The following is a 23186-nucleotide window of genomic DNA, read 5'->3' as shown; positions in this document are numbered from 1 at the left end:
AAGATTTCGGCGATCGCGTCGATCGTGTCGTGCGGATGCCTCACGCTGGCGGAGCGGAGATCGCCACCAGCACTGCACGGAGGCCGAGTTGACCGAGCTGGACGGATCCGGTACCGAGCACATCGCGCCGACGCACGTGTCCCCTGCCCCGCAGCCGCTCACGGGCTCCGCACGGGAGATCCCCAAGGCGACCCTGGTGCAGCTGCGGCTTCCGGTGCCGCCGACCGGACAGGCCCTGGTCAAATCGGCGTACGCGCGCCAGCTCGGACTGCGGCCGCAGGAGACGGACGCCGTCCGCGACCGCCTCCGGCACACCGGTGAGGTGCCCGACGCGCTCCTCGACCTGCTCGCCGCCTACGAGCGGCCCGACCAGCCCTCGCTCCTGCCGCCGCCGAGCACCTTCGCCGAGGTTCCGGTCGCGGCACTGAAGGCGTTCGGCGACGCGCTCGTCGAGGTGCGGCGGCAGCGGGCCGCGGGACTGGCCGCCGACCGGGCGGGGGCGCGCGCCGAAGCGGCGTCGCCGGACCCGGCGGGGACGGCCCAGCAGGACGTGCGCAGCGCCCTGGTGGCGGTGCGGGCACTGGTCGCCAACACCCGGGCGACCCCGCTCGGCATGCTGAACCTGGAACGCCTGGAGATGGTGCCGGCCGGGCTGGAGCGGGGCGAGCTGATCGCCACGATCCCGCTGGCCCCGCTGGAGGAGACGGCGGTCAGCCACAAGGAATGGTCGGTCCGCAGCAAGGAGTTCACCTCCATCGTGACCGACTCCCTGGAGACGGTCAGCGAGACCGGGGTGACCGACAACACCGAGCTGTCCCAGTCGACGACCTCGCAGGCCCAGCACTCCAACCAGTTCAACGTCACCGCCACGGTCACCGGCGGCATCCCGGTGATCAACGGCTCGGCCCAGTCCGGTTTCACCTCGCAGGACTCCAGGTCCCAGTCGGCGACGGACAGCACCAAGCACGCCACTCAGCTGACCAGGAAGGCGTCCTCGCGCGCCAAGCAGGAACACAAGACCACCATCACCACCACCACGGTCACCGGCAGCGAGGAGACCTCGACCCGGGTGCTGAAGAACCCCAGCCAGGTCGCGGCGATGCGGGTCGACTACTTCAGCCTGATGCGCAGGTGGCGGGTGCGGCTGTACCGGCACGGACTGCGGCTGACCTACGACCTGGTGATCCCGGAGCCCGGGGCCGGCCTGCGCCGGATGCACAAGGAACTCTCCGAACTCAAGGGGCAGCTGGGCCCCTTCCAGTTCGGCCTGCCGCACTCGGAGATCACCGACGCGGTCCTGCCGGGCGAGACCCAGCCGCACTTCCGCGTCCTGGCCGAGCGGTACGGGGCGGTGGTGCCGGACCCGCCGCTGCCCCCGTCGGCCCCGCAGTTCAGCGTGGGCGCCCCCTCGCAGGACGAGGGCTGGCACATCTTCACCCCGGACCCGCTGGAGATCCCGGAGGGGTACCGCGTCAAGACCCTGAACCTGTGGTTCGCGACCACGAGCAAGACGGGCGACGAGAACAAGTTCAGCTTCAAGGTGCTGGGCACGCCGCTGTACATCAAGGAGCAGGACCAGGGCGAGTACGGTCCGATGGAGCTGACCTCCGGCGCCTACGGCGCGTTCATGCTGCACGCGACCGGCAAGGTCTTCATCTCGTTCGAGATGATCAACAACCGGAACACGACCATCAGGGTCGCCTCCGAGATCGAGCCGATCCCCACCCAGCCCGACCCGGACCCGACCGAGCCGGCGCACAGCGACCGCGTCCGGGACAAGTGGCGGTCGGACGTCTGGAACCTGCTGCGGGACGCCGCGCAGAGCCAGTACTACGAGCGTCAGCAGGACATCGCGACCAAGGCCGCCGCGCTGGAGGAGCAGATCGAGCAGGTCGACACCCTCACCCTCCGCCGGGAGGAGAGCGAGGAGATCATGAAGGGGGTGCTGCGCTTCCTGCTCGGACCGGACTTCGCCTTCATGCCGCCGGAGGTCGTCGACGCCTTCGCCAAGGCCCGCGTCGACCTGGAGCACGGCATCGGCTTCGACGAGAACGGCCTCGGCCTCGACGCCACGGCCTGGGCCGCCGTGCGCGAGCACGAGGACCTCGTGCGGTTCGTCAACCAGGCCATCGAGTGGGAGAACGTGGTCACGTTCCTGTACTCGTACTTCTGGGACGTCCCCCAGAGCTGGAACTTCGTCCGCCGGCTCCGGCACCCCGACGCGGCCCGGCAGGCCTTCCTGCGGTCCGGCAGCGCACGGGTCGTCCTGACGGTCCGCAAGGGCTGGGAGGAGGACTGGGTGAGGTTCGCCGAGGGCGGCTTCACCTCACGGCCGACGCCGCCTGACTCGCCGTACCTCACCGTGGCCCGGGAGATCGCCGCCTACGACGACCGCAACTATCCGGGCATCCCGCCGGCCAACCCGGGCCGCAGCGCGGTGCGTCTGGAGGAGGCCGTGTACGCCACGTCCCGGGACGTCCTCGGCAAGAGCGCGGGCCCGGTGACCATCCGGGTGGATTCCAGCAAGGACTTCCTGGTGGGCGCCCAGGTCGTCATCGACTCCGCGGACAGGACCGACCCCGCCGACGGCAGGGTGGTCCAGGAGAGCCAGATCATCACGGCTGTCCCGGACCCCACCCGCGTCACGGTCGCCCGCCTCGACCGGGCCCACGACGGCTCGGTGACCCCGTTCGCCGTGCTCCAGCCCGGCACCAAGGGCGCGCTGATCGCCGAGTGGAACGAGTACACCCCCTCCTCGGGCACCGACATCGAGATCGGCTCCGACCTCGGCAGCGGAGCCTGATCCCGTGCCCGGCCGGACCGGGGAGGAGGTCCGCTGGGGGCTGGTCGCCGAGGCGCTCACCTCCTACAAGCACGCGGTGATGCTGGCGCGCGGCATCACCGCGGCGGAGCAGGCCGAGATCGACCGGAGCCCGAACCGGACGGAACGGCTGCGGGAGAGGGAATCCCGTACGGTGCCGCGCGAGGACATGGAGGCGGCGCACCTGATCGCCACCGAGGTGCGGTCCCTGTTCACGGAGTGGCAGAGCCGGTATTCCACCGTGCCCTGGCCGGGCCACCGCGAGTTCGCCGTCCGTACGACGATGAACGCCGCGTCCGATGCCACCCGGCACCTGGCGGACGAGACCCGCCGGATCCTGGACGGCTCCCCTCCCGGCGCGGGCCAGGTCAGATCGCTGAGGGGCGCCTGGCCGCTGGTGTGGCTCCAATGGCTCTACACGGCGTTCGAGCCGCTCCAGGTCATCGAGGGCGAACTCCCGCTGCCGGAGGCGGCCATCGGCCGGCCCGACGAAGTGCTCCACGACTTCGCCGAATTCGTGCTCAGCGCGGTCCCCGTGGTCGGCGAGTTCGTCCTGTCGTACGAGGCCGTCATCGGCCGCCAGCTCGTGGGCGGCCGGAAGCTGTCGAAGCCCGAGCAGCTGCTGGCCTTCCTGGGGCTTGTGATCCCTCCCGTGCTCGGCGCACTGGTCAAGCAGGTCCCGAGGGTGGGCGGCATCGTCCTGCGGAACTTCCGCGTCAACCTGGCCAGGCGCATCCCGGGTTCCGTCGCGGCACGGCTCGACCGCTTCACGGTCGACATGGTGATCGCCCTGCGGTCCTTCCCGAAGGAGTCGTTCGAGAAGTTCCTGGGGATCATCCGCATCGCCGGCAAGCTCACTCCGGAGCAGCAGACGAGCCTCAACTTCTATGTCTCGCGCCTGAACTGCGCCTCGCGGCTGGCCCAGTGGCTGAGGATCATCGAGCGGGATCTGGGGGCGGGCTTCAGCGACGTACGCGCGCTGAAGCGGCCGCCCAACGTGGTCGTCCTGCCGCACGAGCGGGCCATGATGGAGGACCTGAGCCGGCTGAGCGGCAAGCGCGTCGTATCGCTCCCGGAGCTGCATCCCCAGGACTACGACGGTTTCGTACGGAACCTGGCCACCGATCCGGCGGCCAAGATGCCCCAGGTCAAGGGGGTCAAGTACAGCGACACCGTCTGGGGTGACGAATTCGCGGAGCTGTACCGGGTGGAGCGGGCCAAGAGCGAGAAGAACATCCTCAGGGCCATCAGGGAGGCGGGCAAGGGCAAGCAGGCGTCCACGCTCGTGGTGACGAGGGCGCCGAACGTGTCCCTCGACCTTCCCACGGTGTTCGGCGACCGGTTCTGGGGCAATCCGCAGTTCCAGTGGATCGACAAGATCGTCATCCTCCAGGACGGCACGATCAAGGTCATCGCCCGCCCGGTCCGCTACATCACCATGGACCCGCGCGTCTACGTCCTCACGCGTGTCCTCGTCGGCAACCCCGCCCACCTCGTCAGGACGGCCGAGGAGGTCCTGCGGGCCGAGGCGGAGGAGAAGAAGGGCCGCGCTGCCGAGCGCTGAGCGGCCCGCATCGCAGCGAACCGCACGGACCGCCGAGTTTCACGTGAAGGCCACCGCACCCTTCCCTGATGTTTGGTGCTCTTGGAACACTCGCTCCGCGCAGATTCCGTCATCTGGCGGTATCAGGAACGTCAGGACGAGAGGACCTTCACTCATGCCCGAAGTCAACCGGCGGCGTTTCCTCCAGGTCGCGGGCGCCAGCACGGCGTTCACGGCTCTCGCCGGCAGCATCCAGCGCGCGGCGGCCCTGCCCGCGCATTACCGCACCGGTTCGGTGGACGATGTCGAGCACATCGTGATCCTCATGCAGGAGAACCGTTCCTTCGATCATTACTTCGGCTCGCTCCGAGGAGTCCGCGGCTTCGGCGACCCGCGCCCCGTCACCCAGAACGGCCGCTCCGTCTGGAAGCAGTCCGACGGCACGAAGGACGTCCTGCCCTTCCACCCGGACGCCGACGACCTGGGTCTGGCCTTCATCCAGGACCTCCCGCACGGCTGGAACGACGGGCACGCCGCGTTCAACAACGGCAAGTACGACAAGTGGGTGCCCAACAAGTCCGCGACGACGATGGCGTACTTGACCCGCGACGACATCCCGTTCCACTACGCGCTCGCGGACGCCTTCACCGTCTGCGACGCCTACCACTGCTCGTTCATAGGCTCCACCGACCCCAACCGCTACTACATGTGGACGGGCTACACCGGCAACGACGGCAAGGGCGGCGGCCCGGTCCTCGGCAACGACGAGAAGGGCTACGGCTGGACGACGTACCCCGAGCGCCTGGAGCGGGCCGGGGTCTCCTGGAAGATCTACCAGGACGTCGGCAACGGGCTGGACGCGAACGGCTCCTGGGGCTGGATCGACGACGCCTACCGCGGTAACTACGGCGACAACTCGCTCCTCTACTTCAACCAGTACCGGGGCGCCAAGCCCGGCGACCCGCTGTACGACAAGGCCCGCACCGGCACCGACGCCCGCAAGGGCGAGGGCTTCTTCGACCAGCTGAAGGCGGACGTGGGGGCGGGCAGGCTGCCCCAGGTCTCCTGGATCGTCGCCCCCGAGGCCTTCACCGAGCACCCCAACTGGCCGGCCAACTACGGTGCCTGGTACGTCTCCCAGGTGCTGGACGCGCTCACCTCCAACCCCGATGTCTGGGGCAGGACCGCGCTGTTCCTCACCTACGACGAGAACGACGGCTTCTTCGACCACGTCATCCCGGCCTACCCGCCGGCCTCCGCCGCCCAGGGCAAGTCGACCGTGGATCCCGCGCCGGACCTGTTCAAGGGCGGCAACGGCTACTCCGCCGGCCCCTACGGGCTCGGGCAGCGGGTGCCGATGCTGGTCGTCTCGCCGTGGAGCAAGGGCGGCTACGTCTGCTCCGAGACCCTCGACCACACCTCGATCATCCGGTTCGTCGAGCGCCGCTTCGGTGTCCAGGAGCCGAACATCTCGCCCTGGCGGCGAGCCATCTGCGGCGACCTGACCAGCGCCTTCGACTTCTCCCGCAAGGACACCGCACCGGTCTCGCTGCCCTCCACGGCCGGCTACCTGCCGCCGGACCGCGACCGGCACCCGGACTACGTGCCCAAGCCGCCCGCGGCCGCGGCGCTGCCCCGGCAGGAGCGCGGCAGCCGGCCCACCCGCCCGCTGAAGTACGCCCCGGCGGTGGACGGCTCGGCGGACACGGCGGCCGGCAAGTTCACGCTCACGTTCGCCTCGGGGGCGGGCGCGGGCGCCGCCTTCCTGGTCACCTCCGACAGCCGCACCGACGGCCCCTGGACCTACACCACGGAGGCCGGCAAGACCCTCTCCGACACCTGGAACTCGGTCTACTCCGCCGGCTCCTACGACCTGGCCGTGCACGGCCCCAACGGCTTCCTGCGGGTCTTCAAGGGCCGCAACAAGGTCGCCGGACCCGAGGCCACCGCCCGGCACACGGGCGACGACATCGAGCTGACCTTCACCAACAAGGGCTCGGGCACGGTCGGGCTGAAGCTGGTCAGCGGCTACGGCGGCAGCCCGGTCGCGGTGACGGTGCGGCCCGGCGCCACCGTGCGGCACACCGTCGTCCTCGCGGGGAGCAAGCGCTGGTACGACCTGACGGTGACCTGCGACGCCGACCCGGCCTTCCTGCGCGGCTTCGCCGGGCACGTGGAGAACGGGCTGCCCGGCGTCAGCGATCCGGCGATCGTCACGGTGTGAGCGAGCGATGAGCACCGCTCCGGGCGGACTGGTCAGGTACTGGTCACATCAAGGTAGTGTGCCCCGGTGACCACGCAATCGAACACACCTGCAGGCTGGTACCCGGATCCGCACGGAGCGGCGCAGACGCGCTACTGGGACGGCGCCCAGTGGACCGAGCACACCAACCCGGCCCAGCAGACCGCCGGACAGGCTCCGCAGCAGCAGGTCCCGGCCCAGCAGGCCGCCTTCCCGCAGCAGGCCGGTGACGCCAAGGTGCAGCGCCAGGTGCAGCAGCAGGCCGGTGTCGCGGCCGGCGGCCCCGGCGGCGGCACCCTCTTCACCGAGCCCGTCCTGGTCGTGAACCAGAAGGCCAAGCTGATCGAGCTGACCAACGAGTACAAGGTCATGGATCAGGGCGGCCGGGAGATCGGCTCGGTCACCCAGGTCGGGCAGGGCGTGCTGAGGAAGATCCTGCGCTTCGTCTCCAGCCTGGACCAGTTCCTGACCCACAAGCTGGAGATCCGGGACGCCTACGGGCAGCCCCAGCTGCTGCTGACCCGGCCCGCGAAGATCTTCAAGTCCCGGGTGATCGTGACCCGCCCGGACGGTTCGCCGGTCGGTGAGATCGTCCAGAAGAACATGATCGGCAAGATCAACTTCGCGATGACGGCGAACGGCCAGCAGGTCGGCGCGATCAAGGCGGAGAACTGGCGGGCCTGGAACTTCGCGATCGTCGACCACGCGGACAACGAGGTCGCCCGGATCACCAAGACCTGGGAGGGCCTCGCCAAGACCCTCTTCACGACCGCGGACAACTACGTCCTCCAGGTCCACTACCAGCTCCCCGAGCCGCTGCTGAGCCTGGTGGTCGCGACGGCCCTGACCGTGGACACCGCCCTCAAGCAGGACTCGCGCGGCTGGGGCTGACCGGCAGGCGGCAGGACGGTACGGCGACGGCGGCCGGTGTCCGCGGATCTTCTCCGCGCACCGGCCGCCGCCGTATGCGGGGTCACAACGCCGTGAGATGCCCCGGCTGGTCCTGCTGCCGGGGCAGCAGCACCGGTCCGGCCGCCGCCTTCGCCTGCTCCAGGGCGAGGACCGCCGCCACCGGGTGCTCGTCGTGCCCGTCGGGCGCCCCGTCCGGTTCCGGGTCCGTCCGGCCGGCTTCCGGGGCGGTCCTGCTGAGCAGCACCACGCCCCACCCGGCGAGTCCCGCACCGGCCAGGGCGAGCAGCACCCCGCCGGCACCGCCCTGCAGGCCCTGCCCCAGCAGCGTGAGGCCGATCACCGCCGCCGCCAGCGGGTTGGCGAGGGTGACCACGGCCAGCGGGGCGCCGAGGCCGCCGCGGTAGGCCGTCTGGGACAGCAGCAGCCCGCCGACGGCGAACGCGGCGACGAGCACGGCGACCACGATCACCTCCGTGCTCAGGGCCGGTCCGGAGCGGTCGGTGGCCGCCACGGTCACCGTCTGGGTCAGCGCGGAGGCCACACCGGAGGCGAATCCGGACGCGGTCGCGTGCCGCAGGCCCGGTCGGGCGCCGGGCCAGGACAGCAGGCCGATCGCGGCGGCCGTGGTGCCCGCGACGGCGAGCGCCTCGGTCAGCGAGAGCACCCGGTCCGGCGCCGGTCCCGAAGCGGTGACCAGCAGCGCGGCGAGCCCGAGCAGGGTGAGCGCGGTACCGCGCCACTCGGCCGCGCTGACCCGCCGCCCGGCCGCCCGCGCTCCCAGCGGAACGGCCGCGACCAGGGTGAGCGCGCCCAGCGGCTGCACGACGGTCAGCGGGCCGTACTTCAGGGCGACGACGTGCAGCAGCGCGGCGGCGGCGTTCAGGCCGACCGCCGACCACCAGGCGCCGGTGCCGAGCAGGCGCAGCAGGCCGGTGTCGGCGCTGCGCGAGGCGAGGCGCTCCTGGGCGACGGCGGCCAGCGCGTAGGCGACGGCCGAGACGAGGGAGAGGCCGAGGGCGGCCAGTGCGGCGGCGCTCACCGGCCCGCTCCCGCCAGGACCGGCTCGGGGGTGCCGAGGCGGGGGGTGCCGCGCCCTGCCGTGGTGGCGGTGCGCTGCGGCGGATGGATCACCGCGAGGGCGAGACCGAGCATGGCGGTCGCGACGATCGCGTCGATCCAGTAGTGGTTCGCCGTGCCCACGATCACCAGCAGGGTGAGCAGCGGATGCAGCAGCCACAGCCAGCGCCACCGGGACCGGGTGGCGGTGATCAGGCCGACCGCCACCATCAGCGCCCAGCCGAAGTGCAGCGAGGGCATCGCGGCGAACTGGTTGGAGAGGTGGTCGCTGGACGGCGGCCCGTACACGGACGGGCCGTAGAGCCGGGCGGTGTCCACCAGGCCCGTCCCGGTCAGCATCCGCGGCGGGGCCAGCGGGAAGGTGAACGGCAGGACCAGTGCGGCGGAGGTGACCAGGGCGAGCACCCGGCGGGCCCAGACGTAGTGCGCGGGCCGGCGCAGGTACAGCCAGATCAGGAAGGCGAGCGTGGCGGGAAAGTGCACGGTCGCGTAGTAGGTGTTCGCCAGGTGGACGAGGGTGTGGCCGTGCAGCAGTGCGGTCTGCACGGCGTTCTCGTGGGGGAGATGCACGGTCCGCTCCCAGTCCCAGACGCGGCGGGCGTTGCGGAAGGCTTCCGCGGTGTGCCCGGTGGCCAGCCGGCGGCCGAGTTTGTAGACCAGGAACAACCCGGCGACCAGCAGGAACTCACGTATCAGGGGCGGGCGGGCCGGGTTCTCCGGCTCCGCTTGCGCCCCCGCAGGCTCGGTTCGGGCATTCATCCCCCGACCCCTTCGCTGACGGTGGTGCGTGTGTGGTGCGTGTGCGGTGCGTATGTCGTGCGTGATGGCGACGCTCATCGATACGAGTTCGTACCGATACGCCAGTGTACCGATACGCCGGAGTACCGGTACACTTGCGTATCGATTGATCTGCGCCACACTGGAGTCAGGCACGAGTGAGGGGAAGCACCGCATGACGTCGCAGGCCGCGGACGAACCGGAGACGGTCGTCGCCTCGCGCCGCTCCAAGATCACGCCGGAGCGTGAGCGGGAGTTCTTCGACGCCGTGCTGGAACAGATCCGCCAGTGCGGCTACGAGTCCGTCACCATGGAGGGCGTCGCCGCCAGCACCCGGTGCAGCAAGTCCACGCTCTACCGGCAGTGGAAGACCAAGCCGCAGTTCGTCGCGGCGGCGCTGCGCGCCAGCCGCCGGGTGCGGTTCGCCGGCATCGACACCGGATCGCTCGCCGAGGACCTGCGCCAGGCCGCGCGGGCCGCCGGCGACTGGTCCGACAAGGACACCCGGCTGCTGCAGGCGCTGGGACACGCGGTGACCTCGGACCACGAGCTGGCCCAGGCGCTGCGCGAGGCGCTGGTGAACCCGGAGATCGCCGCGTTGCAGGAGATGCTGGCCCGGGGCGTGGCCCGGGGCGAGGTCCGCGCGGGTCATCCCGCGCTGGAGTACATCCCCGCGATGATGTTCGGCGTCCTGCGCGTGCGGCCGGTGCTCAGCGGCCAGTACGCCGATTCCGACTATCTCGTCCGGTTCGTGGAAGCCGCCGTGCTGCCCGCGCTCGGACTGAGATGAGAGCCAGGCCGCCGTTCACGGGATGACTGAACGGCGACCTGCCGGCGCCGCACCGTGGGGACGGGGGCGGCGCGCACCCCCCGGCCGGGTGGGGTTCTCCTTGAGCGGAGGGGAATCCCACCCGGCCGATCCGGTCTGCCGGGCGGGGAATCCCACCCGGCCGATCCGGTCTGCCGGGCGCCGGCTCAGACGTCCTGCCCGGTGCCGCCGCCGGACGAGACCTTGATCCCCTTCAGGATCTCGTCGACGACGGACAGCTTCTGCCCGACGTCCACGCCGAAGCGGACCACCACGATCTGCTTCGCGTCGTTGGGGGAGGGGAAGGCGACCGACTCGACGTAGCCGTCGGCCCCCTTGCTGGTGACCGCCTTCCAGCGCACCAGATAGCCCTTCTGCCCGGCCACCGTCACCGCCTTCGAGGCCAGCACCTCGTGCGAGGTGATGCTGCCGTAGGTGGTGCCGCCGTACGACTTCTCGGCGTTGACCGCGATGTCCGCCTTCGCGACCTCCTCCGCCGTGCCCTTCCGGATGCCGAGCAGCGCCGCCGGAGCCGTGTAGGCACCCCCGGGGGTGCACGTCTCGGCCGGTTTCCCGGGGCACTTGTAGGAGTTCCCGGAGGTCACCTGTGCGCCGATGTCGATCGTCTGCCCGGTCCAGCCCCGCGGCACCGGCAGGCTGATGCCGTTGACCGGGTCGGGTACCGTGCCGCCGCCCTCGATCTTCGGCGCCGCGGGCCGGCTCGGGGACGGCGAGGCCCCGCCGGAGCCCCCTGAGTCACCGGAGCCCCCCGAGCCGCCCGAGCCGCCGCCGGACCCGCCGAACGGTCCGCCCTGTCCGCCGCCGGGCCCGTCGCCCGGCCCCTGCCGCGAGCCCGCGCGGTCGTCGCCCCCGTCGTGCCGCGTGAGGGCGTACACGCCGACCCCGATGCTGGCCAGGACCGCGGCCGCCACCACGACGGCTATGCCCGTGCGCAGCCCGCGCCGCCCCCGGGCGGGCGGCTGCACCGGATACCCCGGATACCCCGGATAGCCCGGGTGCCCCGGATACGCGCCGTACCCCGCGGGGGCCTGCCCGGGCTGCCGCATCGGCTGGGCCGGCTGCACCGGCAAGGGGCCGCCGTCCGCCGGCGGCTGCGCCGGGGGACCCCACGCGGCGGCCGTGCCGGCGGGGCGGGTCTGGTCCGTCCAGGCCTTGCCGTCCCACCAGCGCTCGGTGGGCGGACCGTCGTTCGTCTGACCCGGGTCGGGATACCACCCGGGAGGAGTCGCCTGCGTCATGACCCCACCGTATGAGGCGACGGTGAAAGCGGGATGAGAGGATCCGCCGCCAAGAGGGCAAAGAGGAATATTTCGCACCGGATTTCTCCTCGACGCCCCGCGGCAGCCCCCGTTGACGCTCCGTCCGCTGGTCGCACGGGGCGCGCTGTCGCCTGCTCGCACTCTCTTTCACCCCGCCGGGCAACAGCTGCCGTGACCGGCCACCGGAGGCACCGCCGGACGGCTACGCTCGGGGTTCGTACATCATTCGGGCGACCTGGGGAGGTAAGGGGATGACGGAGGGACGGCCGTCGGCGGCCGGCTCGGTTCCCCTGTGGGAGCGGGACGCCGAGATCGCCACCGTCGTGCGGGCGGTCGACGCCCTGTGCGCGGACCAGTCGTCCGCGGGCGGCCTGCTGGTTCTGCGGGGCGAGGCGGGGATCGGCAAGACCGCCCTGCTGGCCGAGGCCCGCCGCATGGCCGAACGCCGCGGCTGCACCGTCTGGTCGGCCCGCGGCGCCGAGACGCTGAAATCCGTTCCGTTCCACGTGGTCCGGCAGCTGCTCCAGCCCGCGCTGCTGTCCTTACTGCCCGAAGAGGCCCGCGAGTACCTCGGCGACTGGTACGACATCGCCGGCCCCGCCCTCGGCATAGTCGACCCGCAGGAGGGCAACGCCGACCCGCAGTACGTCTGCGACGGCCTCGTCGCCGCGGTCCGCCGGCTCGCCCGCCGCGAATGGCCGCTGGTGCTGCTCCTCGACGACGCGCACTGGGCCGACCAGGAGACCCTGCGCTGGCTGGCCGCGTTCGCCGAGCGCCTGGACGACCTGTCCGTCCTCGTCGTGGTCGCCCGCAGGCCCGGCGAGACCGGCGGTGACAGCGCCCGTCTCCTGGACGCCGTGGCCGCGACGGCCGGCCACCCCGTCCAGAACCTCAGCGCGCTCACCCCGGACGCCACCGCCGGCCTCACCCGCGCCACGCTCGGCCGGCACGCCGACGACGCGTTCTGCCGCGAGGTCTGGGCCGTCACCGGCGGCAACCCCTACGACACCGTCGAACTCCTCGCCAAGGTGCAGGACACCGAACTCCAGCCGGTCGAGGCGCAGGCCGGCGAACTGCGCGCGCTCAACCGTGCCGCACGCGGCGGCGGACTCGTCGACCGGCTCAAGGGCCTCGGCCTGGAGGCCACCCGGTTCGCCTGGGCAGCCGCCATCCTCGGCACCGGCATCACCGTCGAGATGGTCGCCCGCCTCGCCACCATGAACGACGACCTGGCCCGGCACTGCGCCGAACTGCTCTGCACCGCCCGCATCCTCACCGAACCCGCCCCGGCGACCCGTGCCGAACACGAGCAGGGCGAGCTGGAGTTCGTCCATCCGCTCATCGCCACCGCCGTCTACAACTCCATCCCGCCCGGCGTGTGCACCGCCATGCACGGCGTCGCCGCGCAGATCATCACCGAGCTGGGCCGCGGCGCCGCCGAGGCCGCCCGGCACCTGCTGAAGGTGCACCCGGACGACGACGAGGAACTCGTCGAACAGCTGCGCGAGGCCGCGCGTGAGCACCTCGCCGTCGGAGCGCCCGACGCGGCCCGCCGCTGTCTGGAGCGCGCGCTGGAGGAGCCGCCCCGCCCCGAGGTGCACGCGCACGTCCTCTACGAGTTGGGCTGCGCCACCCTGCTGACCAACCCCGCCGGCACCATCGACCAGTTGCAGAGCGCGCTCGGCATGCCCGGCCTCGACGGGGACGACCGGGTCGATGCCGTCGTCCGCCTCTCCCAGGCGCTGCTCCACAACGACCAGCTGGAGGAAGCCGTCCGCACGGTCGAGGCCGAGGCCGCCCGGCACGAGGCGGCCCCGGTCCGGATGCGGCTCCAGGCATTCCAGTTCATGTGGGAGGGCATCCACGGCGAGACCGTCGCCCCGGCCCGTTCCCGGCGCCTGGCCGAACTGGCCAACACCTGCGCAGGCCGCGACAACGCCGAACGCGCCCTGCTGATCCTGCGCGGTTTCGACGCGATGACCCACGGCGAGAGCGCCGACGAGGTCCTCGAACTCTGCGATCGCGCCCTCGTCAACGGCCGCCTCGCGCCCGGCCTCGGCTGGACCGACCCCGAGTGGGGCATGGAACTGCTGATGATGCTCGGCAGCGCGTACGCCTACGCCGACCGGCTCGACCGCGCGGAAAGCCTGTTCGCCGAGGCCCGGCGCGTCTACACCTCGGCCGGCTGGCGCGGCGGCCACCTCTCCCTGGCCAACGCCTTCCTCGGGCTCGCCTACCGCAGACAGGGCCGGCTGCGCGATGCCGAGTCCACCCTGCGCGAGGGCCTGGTCCTCGCCGAGCGCGTCGGCCGCCGCCTGCCGCTGTACTGGTCGTCCACCTGCGGTCTCGTCGACACCCTGCTGGCCCGCGGCCGGGTCGACGAGGCCTGGTCGGTGGCCGAGCAGTACGGCTTCGCGCCGCCGTACCCCTCCACCATCGTGCTGCCCGACATCCGCTCCGTGCGCGGCCGGCTGCTGCTCGCCGTCGGCCGCACCGAGGAGGGCGTGGGCGAACTGGAGGCCGCCGAGAAGACCGCCGTGTCGCGCGGCGGCCACAACCCGGTCCTCGCACCCTGGTCCATCGACCTGGCCAAGGCCCTCGCCGTGCGGGACCCGGCCCGGGCCGCCCAGCTCGCGGCCGACGCCCGCCGGCAGGCCGAGCGGTTCGGCACGGACACCGCCATCGGCGAGGCCCTGCGCTGCGCCGCCGCCCTGGAGACCGGGCAGCGGGCGGTCCAGCTGGCCGCGCGGGCCGTCACCTACCTGGAGGCGTCCCCGTGCCAGTACGAGCACGCGGCGGCCCGCGTCGAGTACGGCATCGCCGCCCGCTCGACGGCCGAACTCAACCGCGGCCTCGACCTCGCCCGCGCCTGTGGCGCGGAAGGACTGGTGACCCAGGCGCGCGAGGTGCTGGAGACGGGACGGGGCCTGCACTGAGCCGGGCCGGGCGTCCGCCCGTGGCCGGCCCCCGGCTCACCGGACCGGCAACCGCCTGAGACCGCCGTCGCAGCCGTGAGGGCGGCGGGGTGCGGCACGTCCACCGTCACCCGGCTGCCCGCCGGGCCGGCGAGGCCGATGCGTTCCTGGCTGCCGAGCCGGCGCCGACGGTCCGCTCCGGCCCGTCGGCCCGCGGCACCGGCGGCGAGGGCGACCGGCAGGGTCACCCTCGCCGCTCCTCCTCTGCCGCCTCCCCTTCCTCGGCTTCCTCGGCGAGCACGCGCTGGGCCGTCGCGAACGCCGAGTCGGCGGCGGGCACCCCGCAGTACACCGCGGTCTGCAGGAGCACCGCGCCGATCTCCTCGGGCGTCAGCCCATTGCGCCGGGCCGCGCGGACGTGCGTCGCCAGCTCGTCGTGGTGCCCGTACGCGACCAGCGCGGTCAGGGAGATCATGCTGCGCTCGCGGCGGGACAGCGTCGGATCGGCCCAGATCTCCCCCCAGACACAGCGCGCTACGAAGTCCTGGAAACGGGCGGTGAACGGGGGCTGCCGGGCCTGCGCGCGGTCCACATGGGCGTCGCCCAGCACCTCCCGGCGTACCGCCGTCCCGCTCGCCGGCGGCCCGTCGAGCTGGGTGCGCAGCGCGGTCAGCACGGCCCGCGGGCACTGCGCCGGGGCCAGATGGGAGGCGCCCGCGAGCTCCACCAGCGTGGCCGCGGGCACCGCGTCCGCGATCTCCCGCAGATGCGCGGGCGGCGTCGCCGGATCGAGCCGCCCGGCCACGAGGAGCGTCGGTACGGTGATCTCGGCGAGCCGGTCGCGCAGGTCGAACGCGGCGAGCGCGTCGCAGCAGGCGGCGTACGCGTCCGGGTCGGCCTCCCGGTGGTCCCGGACCAGCCGCGGCACGCTGAACCCGGGGGTGAACCAGCGTGCGTCGGCGCTCGCCGCCAGCCGGTCGAGGCCCTCGCGGCGCACCCGCTCCGCCCGCTCCCGCCAGGGCGCCGCCCCGCCGAAGTGGGCGGAGGAGCACACGACCGCGAGCGAGGAGAGCCGCTCGGGGCGGTGGACGGCCAGGTGCAGGCCGACCGCGCCGCCCAGGGACACGCCCGCGTAGGCGAACCGGTCGACGCCGAGCGCGTCGGCGAGGTCCAGCACCCGTGCGGCGAGGTCGCCGACGGTCGCGCCGGGCCCGATCAGATCCGGCGCCGAGCCGCCGTGCCCCGGCAGGTCCCAGCGGATCACCCGGTGGCCGGCGGACAGTTCGGGCGCGATCTGGTCCCACAGGGCGAGTGAGGTGCCGAGTGAGGGCCCGAGCAGCAGGGGCGGCGCCGAGGGCGGGCCTTCGGCGACGTGGTGGAGGAGGTGCGCGGTCAAGGTCGCTCCAGGGCGCGGTCGGTGAGCGGGCCGGCGAACCCGGTGTAATGGGCCGGATCGACCAGGTCGTCCAGATCGAGATCCGTCAACTCTGGCTGCTCTCGCAGGAGTTCACTCAGCGAGCGGTCCTCGGTGCCGGCGCGGCGGGCCAGTTCGGCCAGCAGCTCCTTGGCGCGGGCACGGCCGAGGACAGGGGCGAGGGCGGCGGACAGCCGCTCGGAGACGATCAGGCCCCGGGTGATGCCGAGGTTGCGGCGCATCGCGGCCGGACGCACCCGTAGCCCCGCGGCCAGCGCGGCCGCGTGCGCCGCGGCGCCGCCCGCCAGCCGGAGCAGGTCGCGCAGCGGCTCCCACTCCGCGTGCCAGGCGCCGGCCGGCCGCTCGTCCTCGGCGACGAGGGAACCGTAGAGCGTGGCCGCGAGCTGGGGAGCGCGCCGGGCGGCGGAGACGAGGAGGGCGGAGCGCACCGGGTTCGCCTTGTGCGGCATGGCCGACGAGCCGCCGCCGCTGCCCTCGCCCACCTCGCCGATCTCGGTGCGCGACAGCGTCAGGACGTCCGCGCCGAGCTTGCCCAGCGCACCCGCGGTGAACGCCAGGCACCCCGCGAGGTCCGCGACCGGTGTGCGCAGCGTGTGCCAGGGCAACTCCGGTGCGGCGAGACCCACTTCGCGGGCGTACGCCCGGCTCAGCGCGGCCGGGTCCGTGGCGCCGTACGCCTGGAAGGCCGCCAGGGTCCCCGCCGCCCCGCCGAGCTGGGCCGGCAGGGCGTCCCGTACCCGGGTGACGCGGTCGCGGGCGTCCAGGACGAGCGAGCGCCAGCCGGCCGCCTTCAGCCCGAACGTGGTCGGTACGGCGTGCTGGGTGAGCGTCCGTCCCGGCAGCACCGTGTCCCGGTGGCCGGCGGCGAGTCGGGCCAGCGCCCGCTCGGTGCGGCCGAGGTCGGCCAGGACCGGGCCGAGGGTGCGCACCGCGACCAGCATCGTCGCCGTGTCCATGATGTCCTGACTGGTGGCGCCCCGGTGGACGCAGGGCCCGTACTCCGCGCCGACCGCCGCGGTCAGATCGGCGACCAGCGGGATGACCGGATTGCCGCCGTCCGCGGCCCGTGCCGCCAGGGAGCGGATGTCGAACCGGTCCGGGACGGCCGCCTCGGTCACCGCCGCGGCGGCCCCGGCCGGGACCAGCCCCAGCGCGGCCTGCGCCCGGGTCAGCGCGGCCTCGGCGTCGAGCAGCGCCCGCAGGTACGCGGTGTCGCCGGTCTCGGACGCTGCACCCGACAGCCCCCACTCGGGGGCGAGCAGGCCGGTGCCGGCGTGGGGAGGGGAGCTGAATGTCACTGGTACTCCAGGAAGACCGTCTCGCCTTCGCCCTGAAGGCGGATGTCGAAACGGTAGGTGCCGCCCCCCTCGTCGCCCGCGATCAGCGTGTCGCGCCGGTCGCCCACCCGGGTGAGCAGCGGGTCGGCGGCCAGGGCCGCCTCGTCGCCCGGCAGGTAGATCCGGGTGAACAGGTGGACGAGCAGGCCGCGCGCGAAGACGCAGACGCTGAGGTACGGCGCGTTCGGGCCGCGCGGGCCGGGGCGCAGCGTGCGCGCGTACCAGTGGCCGTCGGCGTCGGTCTGGACGCGCCCCCAGCCGGTGAACTCCACGCCGTTGCGGCCCAGGAAGGCGCCGGTGGCCGGATCGCGCCGCAGGGAGCCGTCGACGCGCGGCACCGTGCCGTCGGGGCGCGGTCCCCACAGCTCCACGAGAGCGTCGGGCAGCGGTGCGCCCGCGCCGTCGAGGACGTACCCGTGGACGGTGACCGCGTCGGGGTGGCCGGGCGGCGCGATGTCCTCGCCGCCGAGGAACGGCAGCGCGTGGCCGTAGAACGGGCCGACCGTGTGGGACGGGGTGGGCGGCACCTGCTCAGGGCCGCCGGGGTCGGTGAGCGTCATGGCGGTCAGCGTCCTCCTCCGGTCCGGGTGGCTTCGGTCCCCGTGCCTTCGGTCCCGGTGGCTTCGGTCCAGGTGGCGGCCGGCCCGTCCAGCACGATGTCCCAGTGGTAGCCGAGGGAGAACTCCGGCACCGACAGGCCGTGGTCGTAGACGGAGACGAGTCGCTGCCGGGCCGCGTCGTCCGTCACCGACTGCAGGATCGGGTCGTACGGGAAGAGCGGGTCGTTCGGGAAGTACATCTGTGTCACCAGGCGCTGGGTGAACGCCGAGCCGAACACCGAGAAGTGGATGTGGGCGGGGCGCCAGGCGCCCACGTGGTTGCGCCAGGGGTAGGGGCCGGGCCGGACGGTGGTGAACCGGTAGCGGCCCTCGGCGTCGGTGAGGGTGCGGCCGACGCCGGTGAAGTTCGGGTCCAGCGGGGCGTCGTGCTGTTCCCTCCGGTGGGCGTAGCGGCCGGCCGAGTTGGCCTGCCAGATCTCGACCAGCTGGCCCCGGACCGGCTGCCCGTGCCGGTCCAGCAGCCGCCCGGAGACGGTGATCCGCTCGCCGAGCGGCTCCCCGGTGTGCTGCCGGGTGAGGTCGTTGTCGGCCTCGGTGATGTCGCGCTCCCCGAAGGCGGGGGAGTGCAGTTCCACCAGTTCGGGGTCCCTGCCGGTGTCGATCGCCACCAACGGACGCTTCGGGTGGCGCAGCACGGAGGAGCGGTACGGCGCGTAGTCGCGCCGGGGGTGGTGCTCGACCGGTCCGCCGTCGGCCACGCGCTTGTCGTAGTCGGCGTGCCGGGCCGCGATCTCCCGGTCGATGTCCTGCTGGGTGAGAGCCATGGGATACCTGACGCTTCCTTGCCGTTCGCGGACGAGGTTCTCGGCGGTGGCGGACGAGTCCCTCAGCGGGGGAGGACCACGCCCGGGAGGTGTACGGGGTTCACAGCAGGTGCTCCCCGATCCGCAGGGCGGCGCCGGTCCCGGTGACGACGTCCTCGACGCTCACACCCGGGGCGGTCTCCACCAGGACGAGCCCCTCGTCCGTGACGTCAAGCACCGCGAGATCCGTGATGACCCGGTTCACACACGCCTTGCCCGTGAGCGGCAGCGTGCACTGTTCGAGGATCTTCGCCGAGCCGTCCTTGGCCGTGTGCGTCATCACCACGATCACCCGCCGGGCCCCGTGCACCAGGTCCATCGCGCCCCCGATCCCGGTGACCAGCTTCCCCGGCACGGCCCAGTTCGCCAGATCGCCCCCGGCGGACACCTGCATCGCACCGAGCACCGCCACATCGATGTGACCGCCCCGGATCATCGCGAACGACAGCGCGGAGTCGAAGAAGGAGGCGCCCGGCAGGACCGTCACGGTCTCCTTGCCCGCGTTGACCAGATCAGGGTCGAGCCGGTCCTCGGTGGGGTACGGGCCGGTGCCGAGGATGCCGTTCTCCGACTCCAGCACCACCTCCACCCCCGCGGGGAGGTGGTTCGGGATCAGCGTCGGCAGCCCGATCCCCAGATTGACGTACTGCCCGTCCCGCAGCTCCCGTGCCGCCCGGGCGGCCATCTCCGCACGCGTCCAGGCCATCAGCCGCTCACCGTCCGCCGCTCGATCCTCTTGTCCGCCGCCTGCTCCGGGGTGAGGGCGACCACCCGCTGCACGAAGACGCCCGGCAGATGCACCGCGTCCGGGTCGATGGCGCCGGGCTCGACCAGCTGCTCCACCTCGGCGATGGTCACCCGCCCGGCCATCGCGGACAGCGGGTTGAAGTTCCGGGCGGACTTGTTGAACACCAGATTCCCGTGCCGGTCGCCCTTCGCGGCGCGGACCAGTGCGAAGTCGGTGCGGATGCCCCGCTCCAGCACGTACGGGACGCCGTCGAACTCGCGCACCTCCTTCGCCGGCGAGGCGAGCGCTACGCCGCCCGTGCCGTCGTAGCGCCAGGGCAGACCGCCCTCCGCGACCTGCGTGCCCACCCCGGCCGGGGTGTAGAAGGCGGGGATGCCGGCCCCGCCCGCCCGCAACCGTTCCGCCAGCGTCCCCTGCGGAATCAGCTCCACCTCCAGCTCACCGGCCAGGTACTGACGGGCGAACTCCTTGTTCGCGCCGATGTAGGAGGCCGTCACCCGGGCGATCCGGCCCGCCGCGAGCAGTACCGCGAGGCCGGACTCCATCGCACCGCAGTTGTTCGACACCACGCTCAGCCCGCCGAGCCCCCGCTCGTAGAGCGCCTGGATCAGCACGTTCGGCACTCCGCTCAGCCCGAACCCGCCCACCGCGAGCGACGCGCCGTCCGGCACATCGGCCACCGCCTCCACGGCCGTGGCGACCACCTTGTCCATCCGTGAAGCCCCATCTCTCCGGTCCAGCAGGACGCTGATAATCAGGGCACTGAGTAATTCAGTGAGGTGCTGCTCACGCTGTCATCGGAGGCGATACCCGTCAAGAGCAGCAACGGATCACATCACCGGGTGCGGCGGTCGGGTCACGGGGCGAGTATCGTTCAGTGCGCCAACGAATCGACCAGGGGAGCGCACATGGCCGCGGTGGATCTCGCCACCCATCCCGGGCACCTCGCCCGGCGGCTCCAGCAGGCGCACCACCTGCTGTGGAACGCGATGGTCTCGGAGGAGATCACCTCACCCCAGTTCGCGGTCATGAACGTGCTCGTCGCCGAGTCGGGGCTCGACCAGCGGACCGTGGGGGAGCGGGTGGGCCTCGACCGGTCGACCATCGCCGAGGTCATCAGCCGGCTCGACCGCCGCGGGCTGGTGCACAAGGTCCGCGACCCGCGGGACGGCCGGCGCTTCCTGCTCCGCCTCACCGATGACGGCCTGCGCACCCACCGCAAGCTGACCGTGCGCACCGCCCGGATGAACCAGGTGTTCCTGGCCCCGCTCTCCGCCGGGGAGCAGACCGTGTTCTTCGACCTGATCCGCCGGGTCGCGGACGCGGCCGAGGACCTGCGCAACCCGTCCGAACCGCTGACCGCCCAGGGCTGACCCCGCCGGAGCCCCTCGCCCCGCGCGGCCTCCCTCAGCGCGCCGGTGCGTACACCACCCACACCTGACCAGCGGCGAAGGCCATCGGGCCGCCGTCCGCCGCCGTGAACGCCGTACCGTCCGACGCCGCCGGCCGTGACCAGGAGGCGTCGAAGGACCGCCCGTCGCGCAGCACCTGCGCCCGTCCGGAGCCGACCGTCTCGGTGTACGGCGTGGGGCTGCCGAGCACGTCGTGGTACGGCGAGGTGCGGATCTCGACGTACTGCACGACCACCGTCGGCGGTGCGGGCCGGGCGCTGTCGGTGCTCAGGGCGGGTTCGCCGTCCAGGGAGACCAGCCAGCCGCTCCGCCCGGCGGACCAGGTGAAGGCGAGCCGGGCGGCCGGATAGCGCACGGTCCGCGAGGAGACCGGGGTGCCCCCGGCGGGGGCGGGGCCGTAGGGGAAGCCCGTGGTCAGCGCCGCCTTCCCGGGGGCGGCGGGCAGCAGTGCGGCGGGGCGCAGATAGAGGTTGTGCGGGGCGGCCCTGCCGGTGTCCCGGTAGTAGGCGCCGGGGGCCGCGTCGGGGGACCGGGCCCGGAGCGGTGCCCGGTCGATCAGCGGCAGCAGTGCGCGCTGGGCGCCCGAGAAGGCCAGCGTCGGCAGGTGGAACTGGCGCAGCAGCTCCAGATCGGACTCCCGGGCGCTGCGTACCGGCCCGACGGACTTCGGCAGCCGTGTCGCGTACACCGCGAGCAGCCGGCTCAGGCCGCCCTCGACCTGCTCCACGTACACCACGTCCGCCGCACCGAGCCCGGTCTGCGGGCGGGCCGCGCGCACGTTGTCGATCTTCACGGCGAGCGGCGAGCCGGCCACGGACGCGTGACCGGGCCGCGTCGGGGTGTGGCGCGGGGTGTGGTCGTCGCCGTCCCGGCCGGGACCGCCGCAGCCCGCTGCGAGCGACGCCGTCAGCGTGACGGCCAGCAGTACCGCCGCCGGTGTGACGCGCCGCGTACGCACCCAGTGCCCGATGCCCACCCTGCCCACCCCGTTCGTGTGGTCCGATTGTGCGCTCATCGGGTCATCACTGGCCATACCTGGTCACGAGCGGGCGTGGGCGGTCGTGTGCGGTCGTGTGCGGTCCCCCCGGCGTCGCGGGGGAAGGGCAGCGGCGGGGGGGGGGAGTGGCGGGGAGCGAGGGAGAGCGGCCCTTTGTGCGGGCGGACGTCGGGTAGGTCCACCGGGGCGTCGGGGGCGTCGGGGGCGTCGGGGTGTCCGGGGCGCCCGGCGCGTTCGGCGCGTTCGGGGCAAGGCGCCGGTGCCGGCCCGTGTGCCGAGGGCCCGGCGTGCCGAGGACCTGAGCGTGCCGAGGGCTCGTGCCTGCCAAGGGCCTGGCGTACCCGCCGCCCGGCTCAGTCGTGGTCCTTCTCGCCGAGGATCTCCGCCAGGTCGTAGCGCACCGGCTCCTCCAGCTGCGCGTAGGTGCAGCTCTCCGGCGCCCGGTCCGGGCGCCAGCGGCGGAAGCGCGCCGTGTGCCGGAACCGCTGCCCGTTCTCCATGTGGTCGTACGCCACCTCGGCCACCCGCTCCGGCCGGAGCGGAACCCAGGACAGGTCCTTCTTGCCGGACCAGCGGCTCGGCGCACCCGGCAACCGGGCCGTCTCGTGCGCGGCCTCGTCCGACCAGGCGGCCCAGGGGTGCCCGGTCACATCGTCCATGCGCAGCGGCTCCAGCTCGGCCACCAGCTCGGCACGCCTCTTCATCGCGAAGGCCGCCGACACCCCGACGTGCTGGAGCCGGCCGTGCTCGTCGTACAGCCCCAGCAGCAGCGAACCGACCACCGGGCCGCTCTTGTGGAAGCGGTACCCGGTGACCACGACATCCGCCGTCCGCTCGTGCTTGATCTTGAACATGGCCCGCTCGTCCTGGAGATAGTGCAGGGTGAGCGGCTTGGCGACGACCCCGTCGAGACCCGCGCCCTCGTACTGCTCGAACCACTGTGCGGCCACCTCGGCATCGGTCGTCGCGGGCGCCAGATGCACCGGCGGGGTCGCGTCGGCGAGGGCGCGCTCCAGCAGGGCCCGGCGGCCGGTCAGCTCCACGTCGAGCAGCGCGTGGTCGTCCAGGGCCAGCATGTCGAAGGCGACGAAGGAGGCCGGGGTCTTCTCGGCCAGCATCCGCACCCGGGAGGCGGCCGGATGGATCCGCTCGGAGAGCGCGTCGAAGTCCAGCCGGCCGTTCCGTGCGATCACGATCTCCCCGTCCAGCACGCACCGCTGCGGCACCCGCTCCGCCAATGCCGCGACCAGCTCGGGAAAATACCTGGTCAGTGACTTTCCGGTACGGCTGCCCAGCTCGACCTCGGCGCCGTCCCGGAACACGATCGACCGGAACCCGTCCCACTTCGCCTCGTAGTGCATGCCCGGCGGGATCTTCGCCACCGACTTGGCGAGCATCGGCTTCACGGGCGGCATGACGGGGAGATCCATGACTCCGATTCTGCGCGCACGCATATGGA

18 protein-coding genes are annotated in these 23186 nt (G+C 72.9%); 7 read left to right on the top strand and 11 right to left on the bottom strand.

Translation table 11 applies throughout. The features are described 5' to 3' along the window. Positions 1-88: 88 nt before the first annotated feature. From ACF073_RS33670 to ACF073_RS33655, 4 genes are all read left to right on the top strand, one after another. Complete coding sequence (locus ACF073_RS33670) at positions 89-2803, top strand: hypothetical protein (protein WP_392075241.1); 2715 nt, start codon at positions 89-91, stop codon at positions 2801-2803. Positions 2804-2807: 4 nt separating this feature from the next. Further along, positions 2808-4385, top strand: a complete 1578-nt coding sequence (locus ACF073_RS33665; RefSeq protein ID WP_392075240.1) for a pre-toxin TG domain-containing protein — start codon at positions 2808-2810, stop codon at positions 4383-4385. A 154-nt stretch (positions 4386-4539) separates the two neighbouring features. Next, positions 4540-6588, top strand: a complete 2049-nt coding sequence (locus tag ACF073_RS33660; RefSeq protein WP_392075239.1) for a phosphocholine-specific phospholipase C — start codon at positions 4540-4542, stop codon at positions 6586-6588. A 66-nt stretch (positions 6589-6654) separates the two neighbouring features. Beyond that, on the top strand, positions 6655-7497 hold the full coding sequence (locus ACF073_RS33655) for a phospholipid scramblase-related protein (RefSeq protein WP_392075238.1): 843 nt from the start codon (positions 6655-6657) through the stop codon (positions 7495-7497). An 82-nt stretch (positions 7498-7579) separates the two neighbouring features. On the opposite strand, the gene ACF073_RS33650 is transcribed toward ACF073_RS33655, so the two are convergent. Together ACF073_RS33650 and ACF073_RS33645 are read right to left on the bottom strand one after the other, a co-directional pair. Further along, positions 7580-8557, bottom strand: a complete 978-nt coding sequence (locus tag ACF073_RS33650; protein ID WP_392075237.1) for a hypothetical protein — start codon at positions 8555-8557, stop codon at positions 7580-7582. Next, the gene (locus ACF073_RS33645; RefSeq protein ID WP_392075236.1) at positions 8554-9354 is read right to left on the bottom strand and encodes a phosphatase PAP2 family protein; all 801 of its coding nucleotides are present in this window, start codon (positions 9352-9354) and stop codon (positions 8554-8556) included. The genes ACF073_RS33650 and ACF073_RS33645 overlap by 4 nt, the downstream gene beginning before the upstream one ends. A gap of 193 nt (positions 9355-9547) precedes the next feature. Between ACF073_RS33645 and ACF073_RS33640 the strand changes: the two genes are divergently transcribed. Continuing rightward, positions 9548-10162, top strand: a complete 615-nt coding sequence (locus tag ACF073_RS33640; RefSeq protein ID WP_392075235.1) for a TetR/AcrR family transcriptional regulator C-terminal ligand-binding domain-containing protein — start codon at positions 9548-9550, stop codon at positions 10160-10162. A 185-nt stretch (positions 10163-10347) separates the two neighbouring features. Here the strand turns inward: ACF073_RS33640 and ACF073_RS33635 are convergent, their stop codons facing one another. Beyond that, a complete protein-coding gene (locus ACF073_RS33635; protein ID WP_392075234.1) occupies positions 10348-11439 on the bottom strand; it encodes a DUF2510 domain-containing protein in 1092 nt (363 codons plus the stop codon). Positions 11440-11711: 272 nt separating this feature from the next. On the opposite strand from ACF073_RS33635, the gene ACF073_RS33630 reads away from it, so the two are divergent. Then, complete coding sequence (locus ACF073_RS33630; protein WP_392075233.1) at positions 11712-14396, top strand: ATP-binding protein; 2685 nt, start codon at positions 11712-11714, stop codon at positions 14394-14396. Between the two features lie 223 nt (positions 14397-14619). On the opposite strand, the gene pcaD is transcribed toward ACF073_RS33630, so the two are convergent. The 6 genes from pcaD to ACF073_RS33600 form a co-directional block, all read right to left on the bottom strand. Then, complete coding sequence (gene pcaD / locus ACF073_RS33625) at positions 14620-15771, bottom strand: 3-oxoadipate enol-lactonase (RefSeq protein WP_392075232.1); 1152 nt, start codon at positions 15769-15771, stop codon at positions 14620-14622. Then, positions 15768-17108: a 3-carboxy-cis,cis-muconate cycloisomerase gene (gene pcaB, locus ACF073_RS33620; protein ID WP_392075231.1), complete on the bottom strand. Its 1341-nt coding sequence runs from the start codon at positions 17106-17108 to the stop codon at positions 15768-15770. The genes pcaD and pcaB overlap by 4 nt, the downstream gene beginning before the upstream one ends. After that, positions 17105-17707, bottom strand: a complete 603-nt coding sequence (gene pcaG / locus ACF073_RS33615; RefSeq protein ID WP_392075230.1) for a protocatechuate 3,4-dioxygenase subunit alpha — start codon at positions 17705-17707, stop codon at positions 17105-17107. Before pcaG ends, pcaB begins: the two co-directional genes overlap by 4 nt. A gap of 5 nt (positions 17708-17712) precedes the next feature. After that, positions 17713-18531, bottom strand: a complete 819-nt coding sequence (gene pcaH / locus ACF073_RS33610) for a protocatechuate 3,4-dioxygenase subunit beta (protein WP_392075229.1) — start codon at positions 18529-18531, stop codon at positions 17713-17715. Positions 18532-18631: 100 nt separating this feature from the next. Then, complete coding sequence (locus ACF073_RS33605) at positions 18632-19276, bottom strand: 3-oxoacid CoA-transferase subunit B (protein ID WP_392075228.1); 645 nt, start codon at positions 19274-19276, stop codon at positions 18632-18634. Further along, positions 19276-20031 (bottom strand): CoA transferase subunit A, encoded by a 756-nt coding sequence (locus ACF073_RS33600; RefSeq protein WP_392075227.1) that lies wholly within the window; start codon positions 20029-20031, stop codon positions 19276-19278. The genes ACF073_RS33605 and ACF073_RS33600 overlap by 1 nt, the downstream gene beginning before the upstream one ends. 195 nt (positions 20032-20226) lie before the next feature. Between ACF073_RS33600 and ACF073_RS33595 the strand changes: the two genes are divergently transcribed. Further along, positions 20227-20691 (top strand): MarR family winged helix-turn-helix transcriptional regulator, encoded by a 465-nt coding sequence (locus ACF073_RS33595; RefSeq protein WP_392075226.1) that lies wholly within the window; start codon positions 20227-20229, stop codon positions 20689-20691. 34 nt (positions 20692-20725) lie between these two features. On the opposite strand, the gene ACF073_RS33590 is transcribed toward ACF073_RS33595, so the two are convergent. After that, positions 20726-21745 (bottom strand): DUF3048 domain-containing protein, encoded by a 1020-nt coding sequence (locus tag ACF073_RS33590; protein WP_392075225.1) that lies wholly within the window; start codon positions 21743-21745, stop codon positions 20726-20728. 335 nt (positions 21746-22080) lie between these two features. After that, positions 22081-23157 carry an ATP-dependent DNA ligase gene (locus ACF073_RS33585; RefSeq protein WP_392075224.1) on the bottom strand — a complete coding sequence of 359 codons (1077 nt, stop codon included), beginning with the start codon at positions 23155-23157 and terminating at the stop codon, positions 22081-22083. Between the last annotated feature and the right edge of the window lie 29 nt (positions 23158-23186).

It is taken from the genome of Streptomyces sp. NPDC015171, from assembly GCF_043079545.1.
Classification (GTDB): Bacteria; Actinomycetota; Actinomycetes; order Streptomycetales; family Streptomycetaceae; genus Streptomyces.
Note: the sequence above shows the minus strand (reverse complement) of the source record. Positions and strands in the feature narration are given on the sequence as shown.

Bases quoted from the DNA above. Each gene is read 5' to 3' on its own strand.
- ACF073_RS33660 (WP_392075239.1), top strand. From the start codon at position 4,540: ATGCCCGAAGTCAACCGGCGGCGTTTCCTCCAGGTCGCGGGCGCCAGC.
- ACF073_RS33645 (WP_392075236.1), bottom strand. From the start codon at position 9,354: ATGAATGCCCGAACCGAGCCTGCGGGGGCGCAAGCGGAGCCGGAGAAC.
- ACF073_RS33640 (WP_392075235.1), top strand. From the start codon at position 9,548: ATGACGTCGCAGGCCGCGGACGAACCGGAGACGGTCGTCGCCTCGCGC.
- ACF073_RS33635 (WP_392075234.1), bottom strand. From the start codon at position 11,439: ATGACGCAGGCGACTCCTCCCGGGTGGTATCCCGACCCGGGTCAGACG.
- ACF073_RS33630 (WP_392075233.1), top strand. From the start codon at position 11,712: ATGACGGAGGGACGGCCGTCGGCGGCCGGCTCGGTTCCCCTGTGGGAG.
- pcaG (WP_392075230.1), bottom strand. From the start codon at position 17,707: ATGACGCTCACCGACCCCGGCGGCCCTGAGCAGGTGCCGCCCACCCCG.
- pcaH (WP_392075229.1), bottom strand. From the start codon at position 18,531: ATGGCTCTCACCCAGCAGGACATCGACCGGGAGATCGCGGCCCGGCAC.
- ACF073_RS33605 (WP_392075228.1), bottom strand. From the start codon at position 19,276: ATGGCCTGGACGCGTGCGGAGATGGCCGCCCGGGCGGCACGGGAGCTG.
- ACF073_RS33600 (WP_392075227.1), bottom strand. From the start codon at position 20,031: ATGGACAAGGTGGTCGCCACGGCCGTGGAGGCGGTGGCCGATGTGCCG.
- ACF073_RS33595 (WP_392075226.1), top strand. From the start codon at position 20,227: ATGGCCGCGGTGGATCTCGCCACCCATCCCGGGCACCTCGCCCGGCGG.
- ACF073_RS33590 (WP_392075225.1), bottom strand. From the start codon at position 21,745: ATGAGCGCACAATCGGACCACACGAACGGGGTGGGCAGGGTGGGCATC.
- ACF073_RS33585 (WP_392075224.1), bottom strand. From the start codon at position 23,157: ATGGATCTCCCCGTCATGCCGCCCGTGAAGCCGATGCTCGCCAAGTCG.